Annotated in this window: 23 protein-coding genes; 5 read left to right on the top strand and 18 right to left on the bottom strand. The window is 55.0% G+C overall.

Annotated elements, in window-relative coordinates; all coding sequences use genetic code 11:
- Positions 1-437: 437 nt before the first annotated feature.
- Positions 438-1,385: a PLP-dependent aminotransferase family protein gene (locus ACQKE4_RS11030; protein WP_427388464.1), complete on the top strand. Its 948-nt coding sequence runs from the start codon at positions 438-440 to the stop codon at positions 1,383-1,385.
- A 30-nt stretch (positions 1,386-1,415) separates the two neighbouring features.
- Here the strand turns inward: ACQKE4_RS11030 and ACQKE4_RS11035 are convergent, their stop codons facing one another.
- Entirely contained in the window at positions 1,416-2,753 is a 1,338-nt protein-coding gene (locus ACQKE4_RS11035) for an aspartate aminotransferase family protein (RefSeq protein WP_427388387.1), read from the bottom strand.
- 219 nt (positions 2,754-2,972) lie between these two features.
- Between ACQKE4_RS11035 and ACQKE4_RS11040 the strand changes: the two genes are divergently transcribed.
- Positions 2,973-3,734 carry an SDR family NAD(P)-dependent oxidoreductase gene (locus ACQKE4_RS11040; protein ID WP_427388388.1) on the top strand — a complete coding sequence of 254 codons (762 nt, stop codon included), beginning with the start codon at positions 2,973-2,975 and terminating at the stop codon, positions 3,732-3,734.
- Between the two features lie 25 nt (positions 3,735-3,759).
- Here ACQKE4_RS11040 and ACQKE4_RS11045 read toward each other — a convergent pair whose 3' ends face one another.
- Positions 3,760-4,650, bottom strand: coding sequence for a LysR family transcriptional regulator ArgP (locus ACQKE4_RS11045; RefSeq protein ID WP_427388389.1), 891 nt, complete (start codon positions 4,648-4,650; stop codon positions 3,760-3,762).
- Positions 4,651-4,770: 120 nt separating this feature from the next.
- Between ACQKE4_RS11045 and ACQKE4_RS11050 the strand changes: the two genes are divergently transcribed.
- On the top strand, positions 4,771-5,373 hold the full coding sequence (locus ACQKE4_RS11050; RefSeq protein WP_427388390.1) for a LysE/ArgO family amino acid transporter: 603 nt from the start codon (positions 4,771-4,773) through the stop codon (positions 5,371-5,373).
- 47 nt (positions 5,374-5,420) lie between these two features.
- On the opposite strand, the gene ACQKE4_RS11055 is transcribed toward ACQKE4_RS11050, so the two are convergent.
- The 10 genes from ACQKE4_RS11055 to ltnD all read right to left on the bottom strand — a co-directional run bounded on the left by ACQKE4_RS11055 (position 5,421) and on the right by ltnD (position 15,618).
- Positions 5,421-6,299 carry an NAD(P)-dependent oxidoreductase gene (locus tag ACQKE4_RS11055; RefSeq protein WP_427388392.1) on the bottom strand — a complete coding sequence of 293 codons (879 nt, stop codon included), beginning with the start codon at positions 6,297-6,299 and terminating at the stop codon, positions 5,421-5,423.
- A gap of 28 nt (positions 6,300-6,327) precedes the next feature.
- Positions 6,328-7,785: an aldehyde dehydrogenase family protein gene (locus ACQKE4_RS11060; protein ID WP_427388393.1), complete on the bottom strand. Its 1,458-nt coding sequence runs from the start codon at positions 7,783-7,785 to the stop codon at positions 6,328-6,330.
- Between the two features lie 49 nt (positions 7,786-7,834).
- Positions 7,835-9,112 (bottom strand): TRAP transporter large permease, encoded by a 1,278-nt coding sequence (locus tag ACQKE4_RS11065; RefSeq protein ID WP_427388395.1) that lies wholly within the window; start codon positions 9,110-9,112, stop codon positions 7,835-7,837.
- Complete coding sequence (locus ACQKE4_RS11070) at positions 9,109-9,687, bottom strand: TRAP transporter small permease (RefSeq protein ID WP_427388396.1); 579 nt, start codon at positions 9,685-9,687, stop codon at positions 9,109-9,111. The genes ACQKE4_RS11065 and ACQKE4_RS11070 overlap by 4 nt, the downstream gene beginning before the upstream one ends.
- Before the next feature lie 72 nt (positions 9,688-9,759).
- On the bottom strand, positions 9,760-10,773 hold the full coding sequence (locus ACQKE4_RS11075) for a TRAP transporter substrate-binding protein (RefSeq protein ID WP_427388397.1): 1,014 nt from the start codon (positions 10,771-10,773) through the stop codon (positions 9,760-9,762).
- A 106-nt stretch (positions 10,774-10,879) separates the two neighbouring features.
- On the bottom strand, positions 10,880-11,842 hold the full coding sequence (gene denD, locus ACQKE4_RS11080; protein ID WP_427388398.1) for a D-erythronate dehydrogenase: 963 nt from the start codon (positions 11,840-11,842) through the stop codon (positions 10,880-10,882).
- Positions 11,843-11,888: 46 nt separating this feature from the next.
- Positions 11,889-12,689: a 2-oxo-tetronate isomerase gene (gene otnI, locus ACQKE4_RS11085; RefSeq protein WP_427388399.1), complete on the bottom strand. Its 801-nt coding sequence runs from the start codon at positions 12,687-12,689 to the stop codon at positions 11,889-11,891.
- 39 nt (positions 12,690-12,728) lie between these two features.
- A complete protein-coding gene (gene otnC, locus ACQKE4_RS11090) occupies positions 12,729-13,388 on the bottom strand; it encodes a 3-oxo-tetronate 4-phosphate decarboxylase (protein WP_427388400.1) in 660 nt (219 codons plus the stop codon).
- Positions 13,385-14,683 carry a 3-oxo-tetronate kinase gene (gene otnK / locus ACQKE4_RS11095; protein ID WP_427388401.1) on the bottom strand — a complete coding sequence of 433 codons (1,299 nt, stop codon included), beginning with the start codon at positions 14,681-14,683 and terminating at the stop codon, positions 13,385-13,387. The genes otnC and otnK overlap by 4 nt, the downstream gene beginning before the upstream one ends.
- Complete coding sequence (ltnD, locus tag ACQKE4_RS11100) at positions 14,683-15,618, bottom strand: L-threonate dehydrogenase (protein WP_427388402.1); 936 nt, start codon at positions 15,616-15,618, stop codon at positions 14,683-14,685. The genes otnK and ltnD overlap by 1 nt, the downstream gene beginning before the upstream one ends.
- Before the next feature lie 152 nt (positions 15,619-15,770).
- On the opposite strand from ltnD, the gene ACQKE4_RS11105 reads away from it, so the two are divergent.
- The gene (locus ACQKE4_RS11105; RefSeq protein WP_427388403.1) at positions 15,771-16,820 is read left to right on the top strand and encodes a LacI family DNA-binding transcriptional regulator; all 1,050 of its coding nucleotides are present in this window, start codon (positions 15,771-15,773) and stop codon (positions 16,818-16,820) included.
- Positions 16,821-16,831: 11 nt separating this feature from the next.
- Here the strand turns inward: ACQKE4_RS11105 and ACQKE4_RS11110 are convergent, their stop codons facing one another.
- The 6 genes from ACQKE4_RS11110 to ACQKE4_RS11135 form a co-directional block, all read right to left on the bottom strand.
- Positions 16,832-18,232 (bottom strand): amidase, encoded by a 1,401-nt coding sequence (locus ACQKE4_RS11110; protein WP_427388404.1) that lies wholly within the window; start codon positions 18,230-18,232, stop codon positions 16,832-16,834.
- A 23-nt stretch (positions 18,233-18,255) separates the two neighbouring features.
- The gene (locus ACQKE4_RS11115) at positions 18,256-18,723 is read right to left on the bottom strand and encodes a RidA family protein (protein ID WP_427388405.1); all 468 of its coding nucleotides are present in this window, start codon (positions 18,721-18,723) and stop codon (positions 18,256-18,258) included.
- Positions 18,724-18,763: 40 nt separating this feature from the next.
- Entirely contained in the window at positions 18,764-20,038 is a 1,275-nt protein-coding gene (locus tag ACQKE4_RS11120; RefSeq protein ID WP_427388406.1) for a TRAP transporter large permease, read from the bottom strand.
- Positions 20,039-20,054: 16 nt separating this feature from the next.
- Positions 20,055-20,576 carry a TRAP transporter small permease gene (locus tag ACQKE4_RS11125; RefSeq protein ID WP_427388407.1) on the bottom strand — a complete coding sequence of 174 codons (522 nt, stop codon included), beginning with the start codon at positions 20,574-20,576 and terminating at the stop codon, positions 20,055-20,057.
- Positions 20,577-20,634: 58 nt separating this feature from the next.
- Positions 20,635-21,636 carry a TRAP transporter substrate-binding protein gene (locus ACQKE4_RS11130; protein ID WP_427388408.1) on the bottom strand — a complete coding sequence of 334 codons (1,002 nt, stop codon included), beginning with the start codon at positions 21,634-21,636 and terminating at the stop codon, positions 20,635-20,637.
- A 73-nt stretch (positions 21,637-21,709) separates the two neighbouring features.
- Complete coding sequence (locus ACQKE4_RS11135) at positions 21,710-22,705, bottom strand: asparaginase (protein WP_427388409.1); 996 nt, start codon at positions 22,703-22,705, stop codon at positions 21,710-21,712.
- Positions 22,706-22,923: 218 nt separating this feature from the next.
- Here ACQKE4_RS11135 and ACQKE4_RS11140 point away from each other — a divergent pair, with 218 nt between their 5' ends.
- Positions 22,924-23,682, top strand: coding sequence for a FadR/GntR family transcriptional regulator (locus ACQKE4_RS11140; RefSeq protein WP_427388410.1), 759 nt, complete (start codon positions 22,924-22,926; stop codon positions 23,680-23,682).
- Positions 23,683-23,734: the final 52 nt, after the last annotated feature.

A 23,734-nucleotide genomic window follows, 5' to 3' on the forward strand; every position in this document is an offset into this window, starting at 1 on the left:
AACGACGGCACAGTGCTATAGGGATGATCAGCCCAGAGGCGTTTGAAGTCCGAATGATCGCTTAAACGAGTGTCCACTGTTGCTGGGTAAGATCAGGCTACTTAATTAGTCGTCCACGTAGCGGCTATTATTTACACCCTGACTACAACGATCCGCAATTAGCGCTTAATTCATCTTTAAATGCATTAACTGAAAGAAGTGACGACACATTAACTGCACCAAATTGGCACAAACGTATTGTTCAACGCCCCACTAACTATCAAGGCATTCTTAAACCGGGTAATTGGACCGAGTACGCGTATCCATTTATTTACGGGCAGTTAGACACTCGACTTTTTCCGCTCGCCCAGTGGCGTGACGTATCCCGACGTTTATTAAGTTCACAGCGCGATAAGCCATGGCTGCGAGATCGTATTGATCAGGATGACCCATTACTCATTGAGCAACTGCGCAAACGTATTTTGCCGCGTCGGGGTATTTTCGCTCGACCAGAGGAGATCCTCATCACCATGGGCACGCAAAATGCGCTCTACTTGATTGCGCAACTGCTGTGCCATCGAGGGACGCGCGTTGCTTTAGAGTCGCCCGGTTATCGCGAAGCAATGAATGTGTTTTCCCACCGCGGTGCCCACCTGCAATTCCAGGCGGTGGACGCTGAAGGTATGCGTCTGGAGAACACCCAGCAGTGTGACTATCTCTATGTGATGCCCAGTCATCAGGTGCCGACGGGCGTCACCATGAGCCGGGCCAGGCGTGAAGCCCTGCTGGCACAACTACCCCATCGCGACCAAATTGTGATTGAGGACGACTACGACGCCGAAATTCACGGCGATCAATTCGCGCTACCGGCACTTAAAGCCAGTGCGCAAAGTGCACGTATTATTTATATGGGCAGCTTATCCAAAGCGCTCTCACCTGGGCTGCGCATGGGCTACGTGGTGGCGGATCCTGAGTTGATTGATGAGCTACGCGCACTACGCCGCATGATGTACCGCCACCCGCCCGCCGCGTTGCAGCACCAGCTAGCGCAATTTATTTCCCAGGGCTATTACGAGCGCTATTTAAAGCTACATGTGGAAGAGATTGATCGTCGGCGGGATGCGATGCGGCTTGCGATTGATCAGGCATTACCTGGCTGTCGGAGCCATAGCAGTAGTCGCTCCAGCGCCTTCTGGATGGAAGCAGATGCTAGCATCGATACCCAGCGCCTTGCCTGGCACGCGGCTCAACGAGGCGTGCTCATCGAACCTGGCTTTCAGCACTTCTTCGATGCCGCCCCACCGCGACGCTTTTTCCGCTTAGGATTTGGCGCCATCGCGATGGAGCGAATCGACCCAGGCATACAGCGCCTGGGTCTTGCCTACGATAACGTTTTAAGCACTTAGGCTTGTTATCAGGTAGATGAAGCGTAGCTTTCAAAAATAGTTTTCAAACACGCGATCCAAGATTGCCAAGCCCTCTTCTACTTCGTCCGCTGTCACAATACACGGCGGCACAACGTGAATGCGATTTTCGACAGTGAAGACCAGCAGGCCGTTCTCCATCAGCTGCTGTTTTAGTTTTAGCACTTCAGGCCCGGGCAGGGGCGTTTTACGCACGGGATCACTGACCAGTTCTAGGGCGTGAAATACACCCAGGCCGCGCCAATCGCCAATGACTGCGTGGCGCTCAGCCAATTGCTTAAGGCCTTCCGCTAGCGGGCCGTTACCTATTTTGTCAGCATTCTTTACGATGCCCTCTTCTTCCATAGCGTCCAGCGTGGCGACAATCGCCGCCATCGCTAGCGGATGGCCAGAATAGGTTAGCCCGCCAACAAAAAAGTGGTCATCAAAGTAACGGGAGATAGGCTCTGAAATAATCACCCCACCGGCGGGCACGTATCCGGAGTTAACCCCTTTGGCAAAGACAATTAAGTCGGGTGCCATGTCGTAGTGTTCAAAGGCAAACCAGCGGCCCGTGCGGCCAAAACCAGCCATCACTTCATCGAGAATCAGCACGATGCCAAACTCATCGGCGAGCTGCCTGACACCCTGTAAATACGCTTTGGGAGGTAATAAGACGCCAGCGGTACCGGGAATAGTTTCCAGCAAGATAGCGGCGACCGCCTTGGCACTTTCGCACTCAATCACCCGGCGCAAATGGGTCAATGCCCGCTCACACTCTTCATCCTCATCTCGCGCCCAAAACTCGCTGCGATAAAGGTAGGGGTTAAAGAAGTGAACATGCCCGCTGGCATACTCATTAGGCACCCGCCGCCAATCGCCGGTAGCGGCAATCGCTGATCCGGTATTGCCGTGGTAGGAGCGGTAAGCAGAAAGGATTTTTGTTCGCCCAGTAAAAAGCCGCGCCATGCGGATGGCGTTTTCATTGGCATCGGCACCCGCATTGGTAAAAAACACCTTACTGAAACCAGCAGGCGCTTTGGCGATAATCCGTTTGGCCGCCTCGCCACGGGCTAAGTTGGCATGGGCGGGGGCAATGGTGCACAGACTAGCCGCCTGATCCTGAATCGCGCTCACCACTTTAGGATGCTGATGGCCGATATTGGTATTGACGAGCTGGCTACTAAAATCTAAATAGGTTCGCCCGGCATAGTCCCACACTCGACACCCTTGCGCGCCTGCGATCACCATAGGATCTAAACTGCCTTGCTGTGCCCAGGAGTGGAACACATACTGTCGATCCAGGCCGTGTACATAAGTATTATCCACATCACTTAGCGGTGGATGTGAGGCCGCAATATTGGTATTCATAGCAAGCACCTTATAAATCCGGTAAGAAATAGTGTGCTTGCCAGCCTAGTGAGTTCGCCCCCTTGGGCCATAGGGCCAGTATTGATACATCCCCAGGACAGCGTATGTCACATTTGCTAACGCCATCTGGCCCTAAACGCATCCGCTGAGGTTGCTTACAGTAGTGCAACCTTGGGCGCCATCGTCTTATAAAACGTTAATTAATACGGAGATATCGCAATGCCTAGTGTACTTATCACAGGAGCTACGTCAGGGTTCGGGAAAGCGGCGGCCCAGCGGTTTGCCAAAGCAGGCTGGTCGTTGATTCTCACCGGCCGCCGTCAGGAGCGTTTAGATGCACTGGAAAAAGAGCTAAGCCAACAAGTGCCCGTGCTGACCATAGCATTGGATGTACGCGACAGTGACGCGGTGACAACTGCTATTAGTGGCCTGCCAGAAGCCTTTCTACCGCTGACGTGCCTAATTAACAATGCTGGGTTGGCGCTCGCACCGGAACCGGCGCAAAAGGTGGCGCTGCAGGATTGGCATACGATGATCGATACCAACATTACCGGGTTGGTCAACGTCACTCACGCGGCCTTGCCACTACTGCTCAAAAACAGTGAAGGCGCGAGCATTCTCAATCTTGGTTCTGTTGCGGGGCAATGGCCCTACCCAGGCGGCCATGTGTATGGAGCATCGAAAGCGTTTGTTCAGCAGTTTAGCTACAACCTGCGCTGCGACCTGCTCGGCACGGGCGTCCGTGTGACCGATCTGGCCCCTGGCATGGCGGAAACCGAGTTCACCCTGGTCAGAACCAAAGGCAATCAGGCTGCTTCCGATGCGCTTTATCGCGGCACGTCACCCCTCCAGGCGGAAGATATTGCCGAGCAGCTTTTCTATCTGGCTACGCTGCCATCGCATATCAATATTAATCGCCTTGAAATCATGCCAGTGCGTCAGGCATGGTCAGCGTTTGCGATTGACCGCGATCCGGCTTAAGCCAGCGTTTCCTAAAGCGAATCGTTTATTGAAGCGGCACCAGCACCTTTAGCGCCTCAAGCCGAAGGTGCTCAGTCAGCCCTGAGAGGAGCGTTCCACCATTGCGCCAGTAGTGCCAATAGAGTGGAACCTCGATGAATCGTTCGGGGAATAAATCGACTAACTCACCGCGCTTTAGCGCCTCTTCAACCTGTAGTTCGGGGGCTAATCCCCAGCCCAGGCCACCTTGCATAAGCCGTACAAAGCCTTCAGAAGAGGGACACAGGTGGTAGAAGAAGTCATCTGTTGCACCAAGCGCGGCCAGATAGCGGTGCTGTAGCTGATCATCGGCGCCGAAGACAATGGCCGGAGCACGCAGCAGCGCATCAACATTAAACCCCTTTGCAAAATAGTGCGCCATAAAGGCAGGGCTTGCTAATGCTCGATAGCGCATTGCCCCTAACAGTAAGCTCCGCGTGCCAGCCACCGGCTGCTCTGCAGCACACACACAGCCAGCTACTTCACCAGCCCGCATCCGTTTTAGTCCAACTTCCTGGTCTTCAACGACTAGCTCGAGCAATACATGATGCCGGGTACAAAATTCTCCTACTGCCGCTCCCCACCATGTCGCCAAACTATCGGCATTGATTGCAATGCGTAAACGTTCCGGGGCTCCTTCATCCAAGCCAGGCACCTGAGCCTGCAAGTCACGCTCCAGCAGACGCACCTGCTGCACATGGTTGAGAAGCCGTTGGCCAATGTGCGTCGGCAGAGGCGGCGTGGCGCGAATCAGCACAGGCTGTCCAACCCGGGCTTCCAGCAGTTTGATCCGCTGTGACACTGCTGACTGAGATAACCCCAATAGTATGGCGGCACGTTCAAAACCGCCCTGCTCTACCACGGCGGCCAACGCAGCTAACAGCTTATAGTCGAGCAATTAGTTCTCCTAATGATGCATCAGCATTATTCGTTTTTCTTATACATTGGATTTGAGCAAACTGCCACTTCATCAAACGTTATTACGCAGCTCAACGGTATAGATTAAAAGGAATAAAACATGTGGCAGAGTTATAGCAACGGTTTGCTGTTGTCTATTGGCTTGATTATGGCGATCGGTGCTCAGAATGCGTTCGTGCTATCGCAAAGCCTGCGCCGCGAACACCATATAGCGGTGGCATTGCTGTGCATTGTTTGCGATAGCCTGCTAATAACCGCGGGCGTCTTCGGCTTAGCCAGCTTATTAGCGCAGAACCCACTACTGCTTGCTATCACGCGTTGGGGTGGGATCGCGTTTTTACTTTGGTATGGCACTCAAGCGCTACGGCGCGCCTATCGTCCACAGGCGCTTCAAGCCAACCAAGGGGAATCACGTACGCTTTTCGCGGTGCTGATGGCGGCCTTAGCCGTCACGCTGCTAAACCCACATGTATACCTGGATACTGTGCTGCTTATTGGGTCACTGGGTGCCCAGCAGCCCATACCTGGCGCTTACGCCTTGGGGGCGGCCAGTGCGTCCTTCATCTGGTTTAGCACACTGGCCTTGGGCGCTGCTTGGCTCGCGCCATGGCTTTCGCGCCCATTCACTTGGCGACTGATCGATATTGGCGTCGCCGTAATGATGTTTGCCGTCGCCGCGCAGCTATTAACGGGGGCGCTTTAGCGCATCTCAGCTTCACCCTACTGAGTGCGAGAAATGCGGGTCTTCGTTCACAATCTCCGACTCTCCAACACGCCAATCACTTCTGGCACGGCTAGGGTGGTGTCATCGATAGAGGAATAGAGCGCATGCACCGCGCCAGCAACCCCGCGCTCTACCCCGAGTTCATTGGTCATCGTGTGATAGTAACCAAGATCTTTGCTGGCATTGGCAACGCTAAACTTAAAGCCCGAAGGGTCGTTGTCAGCGATATAGGGGCGCAGTCGCTCAAGCACAACGCCACCGCCACCACCAGCGCCAAGCACTTCTAACAACGCCGTATCGCTGATGCCTGCTTTGCGAGAGGCAGCCGTAGCTTCGGCCAATACTGCCGAGAAACCTAAAGAGACGAAGTTATGCAGCAGCTTAAGGGTATGCCCCGCCCCTACATCTCCCGCATGGGCAATATTTTCAGCAAAGCCCTGTAGTAGCGGCAGCGTTTCATCAAACAGCGCTTGAGGGGCGCCAACAATCAAGTTAAGCCGCCCTTCCGCCGCTTCTTTGGGCGTGCGCGTCATCGCCGCATCCATAAAGCGCCCGCCAGCGTCAGTCACTTTGGCGGCGACTTTTTCCGTTGAACTAGGCAAAGCGGTAGAGCAATCTACCACCACACAACCGGGCTTTAATCCTTCCAACACACCGCTGGGTTCAAACAGCACCGCTTCTACCTGGGGCGAGCCAGTGACGCACAGAATCACCACGTCACTCTTCTGCGCCACATCCCGGCCTGAACTAAGTGCGGTGGCACCAGCGGCCACCAGGTCTTGCACTGGTTGGTTACCCGGGTGTTCAAGAAAACATACTTGATGGCCGGCACGCAGCAAGCTGCTGGCAATCCCATGGCCCATCAAACCGACACCGACGATGCCTACTTGTCGTACTGTTGTCATTGTTGTCTCCGTAAAGGTGAAGCGTCCGTTAATGTTTAATCGCGATGGTTTTAATCCGCGTGTAGCTACGCAGGCCTTCAAAGCCCTTCTCTCGACCATGGCCGGAGCGGCCAACGCCACCAAAAGGTAGCTCAACACCACCTGCAGCGCCGTAGTTGTTGATAAATACCTGGCCACTGCGAATGCCTTTGGCTAAGCGTAACTGACGCCCACCATCTTGGGTCCAGATGCCTGCGCACAGGCCAAAGTCGGTGGCATTAGCGAGTGCAAGGGCATCGGCTTCATCCTCAAACACCTGCACCACCAGTACCGGCCCAAACAGTTCTTCGCGCAGCACTTCATGCCCGTCAGGAATATCAGTCAACAGTTGAGGCAGCACAAAGTGGCCGCCAGGCGGTGCGCTCTGTGCACGCTCGCCTATCGCTGCGACGCGAATACCGTCGGCTTTGGCCGCCGACAAACGCTCTCCCAATTTGGCTTTTTGACGCGCATTGATCAGTGGCCCGCAATCGGCATCGGCTTCGCCTGCATCACAGCGCAACGCAGCAAAGCGCTCACAAAGATTGGCCACCACGCTATCAGCGATTTCACGCTGCACCAACAGGCGACTACCCGCCGAGCAGGTCTGTCCGGCGTTCTGAATAATGCCACGCACGACTGCGGGAAGCGCTGCATCAAGATCCGCATCGGCAAACACGAGTTGAGGCGATTTTCCACCTAGCTCCAACGTTACCGGCACATGGTGCTGGGCGGCAGCCTGAGCGACATGGGTGCCGGTCTCAGGTGAGCCGGTGAAGGAAAGATGATCAATCTGGGGGTGAGCGGCAAGCGCTGCGCCCGCTTCATAACCAAGTCCTGGCACAACATTGAGCGCACCAGCAGGGAGGCCATGGCTCACCGCCAGTTCTGCCAAGCGCAGCACGCTCAAACAGGCATCTTCGGCGGGTTTAAGTACCACGCAGTTACCTGCCGCCAGCGCGGCAGCCACGCAGCGCCCAAAAATTTGCGATGGATAGTTCCAGGGAATAATTTGCGCACACACGCCGTAAGGTTCGCGCAGCGTCATTACCGCAAAGTCATTTTCAAAGGGAATCGTTTCACCGTGGAGTTTATCCGCTGCTCCGCCGTAAAAGCGGAAGTAGCGAGCACAGGCGGAAATATCGCTCTTGGCCTGAGTCATGGGTTTGCCGGTATCAGCACACTCAAGCTGCGCTAGCTGCTCGTGGTGTGCTTCGATCACCTCCGCAAAGCGCAGCAGCCATTCGCTACGTTGCCGAGCAGCCCAACTGGCCCACTCGCCTAACTCACCGGAAAATGCTTGCCGTGCTGCCTGTACCGCTGCATCGACGTCTTCCGCTTGGCTGCGTGCAATACGCGCCAAGGGCTCACCAGTGGCAGGTGCCTCTACCTGTAGCGTTGCGGTTGTCGCTAGCCACTCTCCCGCAATAAGCGCCTGCTGTGGTGGCAGGGTCAACGCGTGTGACATTTCGCACTCCTTTGTTGTGTTTATTTTGATAACTTAAAAGTCCATTCATCTAACCATAGAAGATATTCACCAGCCCCATCGATATCCACGGCATATAAGTAATCGCCATTAGGCAGGCCAGCACTACCAGTACAAAGCGCACCAGCCATGGCAGCATTTGATCAATCGATATTTTAGCGACCGCACAGGCTGCAAATAGATTTACGCCCAGCGGTGGTGTGATCATGCCAAGCGCCAGGTTAACGACCATTACCAAGCCAAAGTGGACGGGGTGAATACCGAACTGAATAGCTATCGGCGTTAGGATCGGCGCCAGCACTAGAATGGCGGCAGACGTCTCGATAAACATGCCGACAATTAACAGCAGCGCATTGACCACTAGCAGGAACATCATCGGATCATCAATGGTGTTGGTCACCAACGCGGCAATGTGCGCAGGTAGCCCCGTGCGGCTGAGCAGAAAGCTGAACAGTGAGGCGGCGGCAATAATCAGCATCACCGCTGCGGTGGAAATTACGCTTTGGCGAAAGATTGGCCACATATCGGCCATTTTCAGCTCACGGTAGTAAAAGCCACCGACGATTAAGGCAAAGAACACCGCCACGGCCGATGCTTCGGTGGGGGTAAAAATACCGCCATAAATACCACCAATGACCACCACTGGCATCAGCATCGCCACCCAGGCACGCTTCACCGAAATCATAAAACCGGTGCTGTCTTTATAGTCATCCTTACCGTAGCCACGAATCTTGCAAAACAGGTAGAGGAAGATGATCAGCGCACAGCCAATCAATATGCCGGGGCCAATGCCCGCCAGAAACAGCTGCCCTATAGAGGTGTCGGTACTAACGCCATACAGAATCAACGGAATCGAAGGAGGAATCAGCACGCCCAACTCAGCAGATGACGCCTGAATGGAGGCTGCTAACGGCTTGGGGTAGCCATGCTTGACCATCGCGGGAATCAGGATGGCGCCGATGGCAAAGGTGGTTGCCACACTGGAACCGGACACTGCCGCAAACATCATGCAGGTGAGGACACAGGACATCGCCAACCCGCCCTGCACTCGCCCAACGATGGATTTGGCCAAGTCGACCAGTCGCTGCGATATCCCGCCTGCTGCCATCAGGTTACCGGCAAGAATAAAAAACGGGATTGCCATCAGCGGAAATTTATCGATGCCGATAAACATCTGCTGCGGCACTAACAGCAGCGGCAGGCGGGTAAAGAATTCGATGCCAATAATCGACGCCAAGATAATGGATATGGCAATCGGCACACCGAAGGTAAATAGAATGATCAGCGACAGGCCTATCACCATATTCATGGCCGCGGCCCTCCTTTTGTCAGTTGACTGTCGCCTAGGAGTTCTGTATCCAAAAGCTCTGCCTCAGGGCTTATCTCGCTGTTTTCTGGCCCCACCTTTTCACGCCCGCTGAGCTGCGCTAGTAGCCGCGCAATCACGGCGACAATCGCAAAACTGGCCCCAGTCGGGATGGCCGCATAGGCCCATGCCATCGAGATATTCATCCCCGACATGGTTTGATTGCTTACCCGCATGGTCATTTGAATGCCGTAATGGATCAGTACGCCAAGAACCAGCAGGCAGCACGCCACAATGGCGACTTCTAATAGCGTTATAAAACGCGCTGGCACCACTTTATAAACCACCTCCACCGCCATCATATAACCGCCCCGAAAGGTGGCGGCGGCAGCCATAAACACACACCAGATCATCGCCGCGCGGGAGGCGACTTCTGTCCAGGTAGAAGGAGCGTTAAACACAAAACGGGTAAGCACCTGATAAAAGCTGAGCGTGACCGATATCGCCAGCATGGCGACGGCAATCAGCATCGCAAGCCGAGTTAACTGATGCTCCAAACGAAGAAATACCGCTAGCATAATATGTCACCGTACCAAAGCGGTCTCCGGCGTTGCCGGAGACCAAGGTGGGGAAGCACTCGACAGTGTTACTTAACAACCGCTGGCTGTTTCTTGAATGCGTTCAAGCATTTCCGTGCCGTACTGCGAGGTGAATATCTCGTAGGCGGGCTCCACCGCTTCTTGGAAGGGTGCAATATCGATATCCGTTTTTACTGTCATGCCGTTCTCTTCCAGTAGCGCCACCCCTTCACGCTCCAAGCGTGATACCTCTTCACGGGTCGCCTCGGCAGACGCCGCTGCGGCTTCCATAAACCAGCCACGCTCCTCATCACTCAAGCCGTCCAGCAGAATGGGCGACCCCAGCACGATAGCCGGTGAGTAGACGTGCCCGGTGAGCGAGAGGTAATCCTGCACTTCCCAGAAGTTGGTGGCGACGATGACGGTAATCGGATTTTCCTGGCCATCGACGGTACCCTGCTGAAGCGCGGTGAACAGTTCAGGGAAGGCCATTGGAGTGGGTCTCGCGCCCATTTGGCGGAACGCCTCCTGGTGCACCGCGTTCTCCATAGTGCGCACCCGCAACCCCTCGGCATCTGCGGGGGTGGCAACCTCCCGCTGACTGTTAGTTAGATGACGAAAACCATTTTCAGACCACGCCAAACCCACTAAGTCATGCGCTCCCATTTTTTCCAACAGCTCATCGCCCAGCTCACTATCCAACACACAGCGAGCCTGATCGTAACTCTCAAATAGGAAAGGCAGGTCAAGCACATAGCTCTCAGGCACGAAGTTACCCAGTGGGCCAGTGGAGGTAATGACCACATCGACCGTACCAATCTGCAGGCCTTCAATCATCTCCCGCTCACCGCCCAGCGACCCAGAGGTGTGCTCGGTGACGGTGAACTCCCCATTAGATAGACGTTCGAGTGTTTCTTTAAACGCATCTGCGCCTACCGAGTAGTGCGATGTAGAAGATAAGGTATGGCCTAAACTGACTTCTGTTGCGGCGTGCGCCTGAAGTGCAACACCGACAGTCGCGATACCGCTGATCGCAGCTACTAACGCATGGCGTGTGAGTGTCGGAGTAACGTGTTGCTTGCTCATTTTAGTGCCCTCTTTATGTTGTTGTGAGGGTGGTCATTGGGGGCGACTTATCCAATTGGAGGGGGTCGCCCAGGCAATTTCCTACCGTTTCGGGTAGGAGAGGAAGTCACGACTGTTCAGAAACGAACGCATCAATGATCTGCTTGAAGTTGTCATCGCCTACAAAGCCAAGCTGCTTGGCTTTCGCGGTTTCGAACCGTGCGGGCCAACTCGCCACAATGGCTTCAATGCGTGGGTCGGTTTCATGGCGCACCAGCGAAAGCGCTTTCTCTCCCGCGGCTTCACGCAGTGCTTCCAGCATTGCTGCCACCGTGACGGTGATGCCTGGCAGCATAAAGGCTCGGAAAGGCGCTAGCGCATCACTTGGCACCTCAGCGCCATGAATTAGTGCGTCTACCACTTTGCCTGGTGACATCACAAACATCGCTAGCTCAACAGGTACAGGGCAAATCGCTTCTTCGCCATTCAGCGGTTCGCGCAGAATACTGGAGGCAAAGCTGGAGGCGGCGGCGTTGGGTCGGCCAGGGCGAATAACAATAGTTGGTAGGCGCAGCACTAGGCCATCGATAAGGCCACGGCGGCTGTAATCATTGATGAGCAGCTCACACATGGCTTTTTGGGCGCCGTAGGAGTTTTGCGGATGCAGTGCTGTCATATCATCCAGCACGCCAGGTAGCTCTCCGCCATAGGCTGCCACCGAGCTGGCCATGATGAAGCGTGTATGAGTTAGCGCCTGCGTCCGGCAGCCTTCAAGCAGTGCCCGCGTGGCATCAAAGTTAACCCGCATGCCGAGTTCCAAATCCGCTTCTGCCGCTGAGCTCACCACCGCTGCCAGGTGATAAATAACATCGGGGCGCTGCTCCAATACACTATCCAATGCGTTGGGCTCAGTAATATCCAACGCCATTGATGTCACGGTGACGTTTCCCGCTGCAGGCAGCGGCGCTTCTATCTGATCAATCAGCGTTAGCCGGGTAATCGGCTGCTGACGAAGCTCACCTCGACTCAGCAGTTGTTGCACTAATCGCTGGCCCAGAAAGCCCGCCGCGCCGGTAATGGCGATATGCATTGTTGTACTCCTATACGCTGTTGTTTTTGTTTATTTGCCCTAAGGTTTATCCCTCGATAGTCAGGCCCCAGGGTTCGCCCCATGCCAAACCTGCACGGGTCTCCGCCCTTGGGCGATACTCGCAACCGATCCAACCGGTATAATCAAGCGCGCTTAACCGTTCAAAAATAGCGGGGTAATGCACTTCACCCACATCTGGCTCGTGGCGCTCAGGTACACCCGCGACTTGGATATGGCCAATGGATTTAAACTGGCGTTCAAGATGGCGAATCAAATCGCCATCCATAATTTGGCAGTGGTAGAGATCAAACTGTAGCTTTAGATTTTCCGCGCCGACCTCTTCGAGCACTGCCATGGCCTGCGCTTGGCGGGAGAGAAAAAAGCCTGGCATATCGCGAGTATTGATCGGTTCGATCAGTATCTCTCGGCCAACCTTGGCCGCTTCACTCGCCGCAAAGCGCAGGTTGTGGATATAGGTCGCATGATGGTCAGCTTGAATCGCTGCATCAGCAACTTCGGGTAGCAGTCCCGCCATGGCATGCACACGGGGGCAGTTAAGTGCTTCGGCATAACGCAACGCCTCTACTACCGAATCACGAAACTCGCCCTCTCGGCCTGGCAAGCTCGCCAAGCCTCGCTCACCGGCGTCCCAATCCCCCGGCGGCAGATTAAACAGCACCTGTTCCAGCTGCGTTTCCTGTAACGCATGGCGTAATTCTTCCGGGGAAAACGCATAGGGAAATAGATACTCAACCCCTTTAAACCCCGCCTCTGCAGCGGCAGCAAAGCGGTCAATAAAGGCGTGTTCGTTAAACAGCATGCTGAGGTTGGCGGCTAATCGAATCATGGGGTGCTCTTGTTGTTAAATACGCTGTTAAATTTGTTATTAATCCCGTGGAAAGCGCGCTTCCAGCTCAGCGACTTGCTCCGGCGTTAACCCACGGGGATTTTCCCCGCGCAGCAATAGATAGAGCTTAGCGGTCTCTTCCAACTCTTCCGTAGCATACACCGCCGCTTCGAGGTTTTTCCCCGCCACCACCGGGCCATGATTGGCCAGCAGCACCGCGCTGTGCTTACCTGCTAAGCCTCGTACGGCTTCGCCCAGTTGGGGGTCGCCGGGGATGTGATACGGCACCAGCGGTAACTTGCCTACACGCATGACGTAGTAGGCGGTCAGTGGCGGAATACAGTCGCAGGGATCGACGCCAGGCAGGCATGAGACCGCCACCGAGTGGGTGGAGTGAAGATGCACGATGGCGCCGGACTGCGGGCGCTCGTCGTACATGGCCATGTGCAGGAACTGCTCTTTGGTGGGTTTGTCACCGCTGAGCAGTTGGCCGTTGTTATCCAGATGCGAGATCCGCGCCGGGTCTAGCCGCCCCAGGCAGGCGTTGGTGGGCGTCATCAGCCAGCCGCCATCGTCTAACCGCACGCTGATATTGCCGCTAGAGCCCATGGTCAGGCCACGATCAAACAGCGATTTGCCTAGCGTGCTGATCTCCTCGCGCAGGGTGTTCTGGGGATGGCGATGCAAATGAATACTCATGCCAGCACCTCAAACGCGCGAGTAAAGAAATCCACCCCACCGAAGTTGCCGGACTTTAGCGCCAGCGATAGCGGCGCCTCACGGCCCGCTAGCGGGGCTTGCGTCCAGGGCACACCTGGGTCGATCTGCTCGCCGATGCGCAGGGTGGAAATGCCGAGTGCTGAGACGACGGCACCGGACGTTTCACCGCCGGCGACCAACAGGCGGCCCACGCCTTCGTTGACCAGTGTGACCGCTAGTTGGCTTAATGCTTCTTCAACCAGATGCCCTGCACGGGCCACGCCCAGGTCGGCTTGCGCCGCTTTTACCTTCTCGGGGTCGGCGGAGGCATAGATCAGCACCGGGGCGTTGCTGGATAAGCGTTCCAGGGCAAAGGCCAGTGCCTTCTTCCACTGTTTGTCGCCTTCACTCAGGGCTAACGGATCCAGGGCAAAGCCACCGTCTGGGTGCTTGGCGAGAAAGTCCGCCACCTGGGCCAGTGTCGCCCGTGAGCAACTGCCGGAGAGCACCAGCGCAGCGCCTGACGCAGGCGATAAACGCCCCGGCTCAGTGATCGTCTCCAGCCAGCCCTGGGCACGGTACTGGGCGGGTAGCGCTTGCCCCAGGCCCGAGCCGCCGGTGACTAACGGCATCAAGACGGTGGCGTTGGCTAAGACGTCCAAATCCTGCTCATCCAGGGAGTCGCAGATCACATGGCGAACGCCTTGTTCGGCCAGCGCTGATAAATGCGCGCGGGTGGCCTCAGCGCCCTTTACCAGTACCTGACGGCTCGCCAGACCTACAGCGTGGGATGTTTGACGAGAGAGCACGCGAACCAAATCCGCGTCTTGCATGGGGTTTAGTGGGTGGTGCTGCATGCCGCTGTCGTTCAGTAAGCGATCACCGACAAAAAGATGGCCCTGGTAGACCGTGCGGCCATTGATCGGAAACGCGGGCACCATCACGGTTTGGCGATCCCCCAGGGCTTCGAGAAGCGCATCGGCCACCGGGCCGATATTACCCTGATCGGTGGAATCAAAGGTGGAGCAGTACTTAAAAAACAGCTGTCGGGCGCCCTGTTGGCGGAGCCAATGCAGTGCAGCAAGAGAGTCCGTCACGGCCTCATCCACTGGGCAGGAGCGGGACTTGAGCGCCACCACCACCGCATCAATCTCTCGCAGATCGACCTCTTCTGACGGCACGCCAATCACCTGCAGGCAGCGCATGCCGCCACGCACCAGGTTATTGGCGAGGTCGGTGGCCCCGGTAAAGTCGTCGGCGATGGCGCCAAGCACAATCCCCTTGTGTTGGCTCATTACTCCGCCCCCTCTGCATCGTTGGCCGCTTCTGGCAACGCAATACCCGAGAGGCGCTGATAAACCTTAATCACCGCCGCATCATCTTCGCGGCCAAAGCCTGCGCCGCTGGCGGCAGTAAATTGCTGTAAGGCGCTAGCGGCGATGGGCGTCGAAAGCGCTAACTCGCGACCGGTTTGATGCACGATATTGAGGTCTTTAACAAAGATATCTACTGCCGAAAGCGGCGTGTAGTCACCGCTTAAGATATGCGGCACGCGGTTCTCGAACATCCAGGAGTTACCCGCCGAGTGGGTAATCACCTCATAAATCACCTCGGGGTCGAGCCCCATACGAATGCCCAGCGCCATCGCTTCGGCGGCGGTGGCGATATGTACCCCTGCCAATAGCTGATTGACCAGCTTCATGCTGGAACCAACGCCGGGGGCATCACCGAGGTGATAGACCTTGGCGGCCATGGCATCTAGTACCTGCTGAGCTTTTTTAAACACCTCAGGCTGTCCTGATGCCATCACCGATAGATCACCGCTTTTGGCTTTCGCAGCACCGCCACTAATAGGGGCGTCCAGCATCAACATACCCGCAGCGGATAAACGATCGCCTAGCTGTTTGGCTTGGCTGGGCGCGACCGTGGCACATTGCAAAATTACGCTCTCTGCCGCCAAGTGCGCGACCACACCTTGCTTTCCAAAAAGCACCTCTTCGACTTGCTGACCATTAACTACAATCACCAGCACAACATCGCAGTGCGCGAGTTCTGCTGGCGTCGCGACACTCTTTCCGCCAGCAGCCACAAAGGCTTCTCTCGCACCGGCAGAAATATCGCAACCTGTCACGTCAAACCCGTTATTAAGCAGTACGGTGGCGGTGCCCATACCCATAGCGCCTAGTCCAATTACGCCTATTTGTTGGGATTGCTGTTGATCTTGAATCACCTGCCGCCACCTCACTGTGGTTGAGTTTATTGTTGTGTTAGTCACTATTGTCACAGTACGCATTCATCTTGTTTATCCAGAATGGTAGCGCTGTCATGATAGCGCTACCATTCGTTTTAGATTATTCTCTGCCTAACAACAAGCTGAACATTATGGCCCTGCGACCAATGTCTAAAGACCCCATTAATACCGCTAAACAGCGCCGCCGCTCTGATCAGGTAACGCTAAGCCAAGTCGCGCAGAGGGCGGGGGTGTCGCCGATTACGGCATCGCGAGCACTTAATTACCCTGATAAAGTCAGCGACAGCGCACGGCATAGTGTTTTACAGGCCGTCGAGAGTCTGGGTTACGTACCTAACTTGGTCGCAGGTAGCCTGGCATCCTCCCGTTCACGACTGATTGCCGTGATTGTGCCGTCGTTGATCAATAGCGTGTTTGTAGAAGTCATCAAAGGTCTGCAGGAAACGCTGGAAGCCGAGGGCTATCAGATACTGCTGGGTAATACCGACTATGATCTAGACCGCGAGTATCAGTTGGTGCGCACGTTTCTAGGCTGGTCGTGCTCGGCGCTGGTGACCGCCGGGCTGCGCCATAACGCGGCGTGCCATACGTTGCTGACCAACTGGGATCACCCCATCATGGAAGTGATGGAGCTGGGACAAGGCATGGATCTGAATGTTGGGTTGGACCATGTGGCTGCTGGCCGCTGCATGGCCAATCACCTGCTCGACCAAGGCTATCGCCATATTGTGTATGTGGGTGCGCGACTTGCCCATGATTACCGCGCAGGCATGCGATATGAAGGGCATAAAGAGGTGCTACAAGCCAAGGGAATCGAAGCGCCATTGGTGGAACTGGATACACTGGGTAGCCTGCAAGCTGGGGCGGACAGCCTCGCCCAGGTATTAGCGCAATACCCCAATACCCAAGCCATCCACTTTGCTAATGACGACTTAGCAGCAGGCGCCCTGCTTGCCGCTCAGCGCCAGGGGCTTAACGTGCCCGGCGATATCGCTATTGCCGGGTTTAACGGCCTGCCGCTTGGCCAGCACGTGACGCCTCAGCTCACCACTATTCTCTCCCCTAGAGAAGAGATGGGCCGCCTAGCCGCCAAAGAACTTATCCGGCGACTAAGCGGTAAAAACGTCTACCGCCGCCAACACGATGTGGGTTTTACGCTTCAAATCGGCGGCAGTACTTAAGCATCCCGCTTTTACACCGCTGGCGGTTGGCCAAGAATCTCCAAGCCAGTCCCCAACTCATTTTCAATCGCCTGACCAATGGCCAAAAGTTTCGCGTCCTGCCACGGCCCGGCAAGCACTTGCAGGCCAACTGGCATACCTGCAGCGTCTTTTCCCACCGGCAGCGTTAAGGCACACAGACCGAGGAAGTTAGCGATCACTGTATTGCGCAATGCATGCATATTGGCTTTGGGATAGGCGCCTTCGGGTTGAAGACTTCCAATAGTGGGCGGGGTAATCGCCACCGTGGGAGTGAGCACCGCATCTACATCCGCCATGCGAGCGGCGGCCGATTGATAGAGCGAATCCAGAATCGTGCGACGACGCACATACTCCCAAGCGGGCATATCATCGGCCGCTTTAACTCGGGCGGCAACGTTAGGGTCTAGGGATTCAATCATCTCGGGTAGTTCGGTTTTAAGAAACGCGGCCAGCTCTGCTGCGGCCACACCGCCCAGCTTGAACAACTCGTAAGCTTCATCGATGCCAGGCAGTTCCAAGGTAACTATTCGCGCCCCGGCGGCTTCGAGCTGTTTGATCGCCGCGCGAACCGTTTCTGCGATACCCGGGCTGCAGTCATCCCAAAAAAACGTTTCCGGGACGCCGAAGGTAAGCCCCGCAAGTGATGGTGTCGCCGGTACACGATTGTCTTTACCGCTAAGAGCAGGGTCCAGTGCATCAAATGCAAAGGCGATATCGTCCACCCGCCGCGCCAGCAGCCCAGGGGTATCCAGCGTGCTTGAAAGCGGTACGATCTGCTCGGTGGACCAGCGCCCGGCGGTGGTTTTCAATCCCACTACGCCGGTCATGGAAGCCGGGATGCGCACTGAACCGGCGGTGTCGGTGCCTAATGCCAAGCTTACCGTGCCACCCACTAACGAAACACCCGCGCCGGAGCTGGAACCGCCAGGCGTACGGTGCTGGTTGTTATCCCACGGGTTGCGCGGCGCTCCCCAGTGGGCATTAGTGCCCAGTCCACCAAAGGCAAACTCAACGGAGTGGGTTTTGCCCATCACGGAAGGCAACTGCTTTAACAGAGCACTTACCACAGGGCCAGGGCGCTCCCATCGTTTGGGCAGTTGCTGAGAAGACCCGGCGTAGGTGGGCAGCCCGGTCACAGCGTAGATATCCTTAATGGATACCGCCATGCCCATTAGCGCACCCGCATCGCCACCCTGCGCCAGCACCGCATCGGCTGCTTTTGCCATCGCCAGGGCCTGCTCACCGTTCCAGGTGAGATAGGCATGGTCGTGTTTGCCACGCTGTTGATACGCCGCTATCGAAGCCTCGGCAAGTTCGGTCGCGGTAAGGGTGCCTGCCCGCAGGCGTGCACGCTGCTCCCTTAGGGGTAGAAAAATAACTGAATCCTGCATGCTTTACATACCTCTGTGGGTGCTTAACGCACTTCAAAAATTGCTTCAACTTCCACCGCTGCATTGCCGGGTAGTGTCGCCACCCCAATGGCAGTTCTGGCATGGCGACCTGCATCGCCAAACAGCGCGACAAATAGCTCTGATGCCCCGTTGATCACCAGCGGCACATCGTGAAAGCCCGGGGCCACATTGACGAAGCCATTCATGCGCACGCAGCGCACCACCCGAGAGAAGTCGCCATCAACCGCATCGCTCAATTCCGCCAAGAGGTTTAAAGCGCACGCCTGAGCCGCCAGTTTTCCGGTTTCAAGATCGAACTCACCGCCCACCTTGCCAGGATAGAGAACATCACCGTCACGTTCACAAATCTGGCCCGCTAAAAACAACTGGTTGCCTAACCGGGACCAGGGCAGAAACAGGCCTCGCGGTGTTGGAATGGCCGGTAACGTCAGGCCCTGCTCTGCTACCGCTTGTTCAATCGTTTTAGTCATGGTTCGTTGTCCTTATTGATTAACGTATTCACGCTATTAATTAATAGATTAGCGAGGGTAGCCAGGTACTTAGCCACGGAACATAAGTGATGATAATCAGTGCTAGCAGCATCAGACCAATCAGCGGCAAGCAGGCCCTAAACACTTCCTGCAGCGACATTTTGGATATCGCCATCGCGACGAACAGGTTCAGCCCGACGGGCGGCGTAATCATGCCCACCGAGAAGTTAATCAACGTAATAATGCCGAAGTGAACCGGGTCAACCCCCACCTGAGCGGCAATAGGCTGTAGCAGTGGCGAGAGCACGATGATGGCCGAGGCGCTATCGAGGAAGAAGCCCGCAATAATCATCACGACGTTAAACAGCGCCATGACCTGAAAGGGATCGTCCGTCCACGACAACACCTGCCCCGCCAATTGACTCGGCGTACCGGTAATCGCCAGCAACCAAGAGAAGGCCGAGGCACCCGCAGTAATCAGCAGCAGCGTGGCGGAAATCAGCCCTGAGCTTCTCAGCGTCCCCACCAGTTCCGTTAAGTTAATGGTGCGATACACCACCATGCCAACAAATAGCCCATATATGCAGGCCACTGCTGCCGACTCCGTCGGGGTAAACACACCACTATAGATGCCTCCCAACAGAATCACCGGTAAACCAAGGCCCCAGGCCGCGGATTTAAAGGCTGCTAAGATTTCCTTCAGCGTTGGAAAGGGCGAGCGCTCATAGCCTTTTATGCTGCTATAGACAATGCAGTAGGCGATCAGAATCGAGGCAATAACGATGGCAGGCAATAAGCCTGCGGCAAATAGACGACCTACCGAGGTTCCCGTGACAGAGCCGTAGATAATCAGCGCAATACTCGGCGGCACGATGGGCCCTAATGTACCAGCGGTGGCAATCAAACCAATCGCAAAGCGTTTATCGTAGCCAGCCGCTACCAGCGCTGGGAACATAATCGAGCCAATCGCCACCACCGTAGCAGGGCTTGAACCGGAAATGGCACCGAAGAATAGGCACGACAGCACGGTGGCCGCTGCTAAACCGCCGGGCACCCAGCCGACTAACGCCTTGGCAAGATTGATCAGACGGTCTGAAAGCCCGCCAATGCGCATTAACTCCGCTGCCAGAATAAAAAACGGTATCGCCATCAGTGAGAAGTTATTCATGCCGGTAAACATGCGCATTGGCACAATCACCGGGTTGGTGGTACCAAAAAACTCAATGGCGAGAAACACCGCTAATGCGAGGGAGGCAAAAATTGGCAGCCCGAGTAGCAGAACAGCAAAAAAGATCGGTAATAACGCAGTAATCATGGTCGCTCTCCAGGAGTTAAACGAGCTTATCCGACTCAGCCACAAGCTCTTCGGAGAGACTTACCGCAGGCTTATTCCATACTTCACTGATCACCCATAAATAGCGCAAGATCAGCAGCACACCGGATATCGCGATAGGCAGATAGAACCATGCCATCGGCAGACGCAGCGCGGCAGTCAACTGCCCGCGACCAAGCGTATTAAAATAGAGAACAAAGCCGTAGTAGGTCATAAAGCCCGCGAATACGATGCCTATTAGCGCTGCGATTAAATGTAGCCAGCGATTAATAGCGGGCGTGGCAATCGCATTCAGCACATCTACCGAAATATGGGTGCCATGACGCACGCCCATACTGGCCCCCACAAAGCTCATACAAATAATGGAATAAATAACGACTTCTTCAGCCCAAAACAGCGAACCGCTAAAGCCGTAGCGATAGACGACTTGGATGGTGGTGAGGACGGTCGCAATCGACATAAAAACGACCATCGCCACACTTTCCAAGCGATCAAGACATTTATTGAGCGCTTCGAACATGAGATATCTACACCCTTAATGGGTCAGAAGAGAACGGCTTCGTTGATGAAACCTAGCCTTAATACTCAATACCTACCGCGTCATAAACCTTATGCAGCAGTTCGGTAGTGACGATATCTTCATACTCTTCATGTACCGGCATACTGGCTTCAATAAAGGCTTGGCGCTGCTCGGCGGTGAGTTCGTTGATGGCAATCTCGTCTTTAATCGCTTCCAGAATGGTTTCTTCGTCCTGCAGCGTTAATTCACGCGATGTGTCGCGACCGTTATCGAACGCTTCCAGCATGACCGCTTGAAGATCTTCTGGCAGCGAGTCCCAGGAATCCTGATTTATTACCGCCGCGTAGGCGTGATAAGCGTGATTGGTGAGCGAGAGATAATCCTGTACTTCGTGGAAGCGCATGGTATAGATATTGGCCAGCGGGTTCTCCTGACCAGATACCACGCCCTGCTGCAGGCCGTTATACACCTCGGTAAACGCCATTGCCGTCGCGTTAGCGCCCAGGTTTTGATAGGTGGAAATGATGATCGGTGCCTGCATGGTACGCATGCGGATATTGGCCATATCTTCAGGCGTTTCAATCGGGCGGTCATTATTAGAAATATGCCGGAAGCCCGCCCCCCAGAAGTTAACGCCATACATATTATGGCCATCCAAGGTATCAAGGATTTCGCGGCCTACTTCGCCGTCCAGAGTTTCCACCATGGTGTCGTAATCGGCAATCAAGAACGGCAAATCGAGAATCTGCATGCGCGGCTCAAAGTTGCCTAGCGTCGCGGTAGGCGGAATACCGATATCGACCAAGCCCATTTGCACCTGCTCAATAATTTCAACATCGCCACCCACTTGCGCTGCGGGCAGTACGTTGATTTGAATCCGACCGTCAGACTTCTCTTCTACCTCTTCTTTAAAACGCAGCGCCGCTTGGCCGTTGGGCGTGTCTTCAATTAACACGTGGGCGAAGCTAAACGTATAATCAGCTGCATGAAGTTGAGCAGCGCTAAACGAAGCAACGGCGATAGCAGCAGAGAGAGTGGCTTTTGTCAGAGTAAGTTTCATGTCCAGCACCTTATTTAGTTATGGTGAATTGCTTTTTTTATTTCCTGTTACCTGAGCAGAATGAGATGAATGCTCAGATCATAATGCGCTCCATCGCATCCCCCAGCGCTTCGCGCGGGGTACTACTCAGCAACAGGGCAAGGGCCAGCCTTGCCTTACGTGCACTGATATCGTTAAGCGTTAACACTCCAGCCGACGCTAAATCGGCGAGGCTGCCGCTAAATTCATAACTGCTATTAATCGGCCCTTGAGCACAACTACTCACCACCGCTATGGGCACGCCCGCGCTAATCAGCTCTTTTATCGGGGCCATCCAACTAGGTGGCACATGGCCACGCCCCAGCCCGTCAATGACGATGGCTTTTGCCCCGCTTTCAACGCAGGCTTTTAGTAACGCGGGAGAGGCATCCAAGTAGGCGGGCAGCAGGTCAACTCGGGGTAACGGAAAGTCCCAGCCCGTCATTGAGGGAGTCACCGATGCAGCCGCGTAATAAAGCTTTACCCGCTGCCCATCGATATAGCCCACCGGCCCTGCGCCTGGGGCTTCAAAGCCGTTTAGCTGAAAACTGTTCACCTTGCGGGCGTATCGCGCTGCAAAGATCGACTCGTTAAATACCACCACACAGCCAAGCTTACGCAGTTGAGAGCTGGTAGCCGCCACGATGGCATCACAGATATTTTTAAAGGCGTCAGTGCCTAAATGATGAGGCGCCCGCTGGGAACCGGTGATTACGCATGGCTTATTAGCAGGCAGCGTGAGTGACAGAAAGTAAGCAGTCTCTTCTAAGGTGTCGGTGCCGTGAGTGATCACCAAGCCATCGACATCTTCCCGGTCTAACGCCTCTCGCCCGTGACGATAGAATTCAGCAATATCCGTCAGGGTGACGGCGTTACTGGGTTTTTGCAGAATAGATATCACCTCTAAAGTGACATCAACGCCCTGGGGTAATGCCACCTGATCAAGTAGTTGCTCACCGCTCAATGCACCTGATTCGCTACGACCTGAATCACTAGGCTTGCTGGCAATAGTGCCACCGGTGGTCAGTACCACAATGCGCTTTTTCGTCATGCAAATTTTCGCCTCAAAGTGTCTGGCTGATTCAAACACCAGACATCAGATGTCTGATATCATGCTAGACCTAATACAGAGCCTTAAGCAAGGCGGCCGTATAAATCAAAATAAAATAAATATATTTCTTTTAAATATATGCGATTAAGTATCTTAAGCCGCTAGGCTTAGGGCATTGATAGAATGCAATAAACACCGATGAGCCACGAGAGGCCCACATGAGTTTGAAACGCCAGCCCGAGACCAACCCGACGAATACAACGTCTTTTGGGGATTCGATGGAGCGTAGTTCCGTTGCGTTGCAACTGCTTGAGCGCATTAAAAGCGCCTTGATAAGGGGCGATCTAAAACCAGGGGATTACCTTCCCTCTGAAACCGAGCTCACTCACAGTTTGGGAATTGGCAAATCGAGCGTGCGCGAAGCCATCAAAATGCTACAAGCCATTGGTATTGTGGAAGTAAAGCGGGGCCAAGGCACCATGATTCGCCGGGAGCCCGGCGCGCCATTGGTGGATCCTATGGCGTTTGGGATGATCTTGGCGCGGGGCATGACGCGGGATGTGCTGGAGTTCCGACTGATGTTTGAACCGGCTTATACCCTGCAAGCCATGGGCAGTGCCACAGCAGAGGATCATCGACGCATTCAGCAGAGTATCGACGCCATGGAAGAAGCGATCAGTTCAGGCGCGCAAACCTCTCAACACGATATCGCCTTCCATCGCGCCATTTTGCACAGCACCCATAACCCCATGACTATTCGTGTTGGCGAAACGTTGCTGCAACTGATTGAAGCGGCACTTGAAACCTCCATGCGCTCACTGCCTGAAACCGCCTTAAAAGACCATAAAGCTATCTATGCTGCCTTCAAAGCAGGCGATAGTACCGGTATACATGCGGCCATTACCGTAAGTAGTGAAAGCTGGGAAACCAACCTTACCTATGACGGTGAGAGCGACATAAGCGCAGCGCCACGTTAGTGCTCTCATAAACAGCTTTTGTTAAGCCACTCTTTTCTATTGGGTGATAAGC

Source organism: Halomonas sp. NPDC076908 (assembly GCF_050269715.1).
Classification (GTDB): domain Bacteria; phylum Pseudomonadota; class Gammaproteobacteria; order Pseudomonadales; family Halomonadaceae; genus Vreelandella.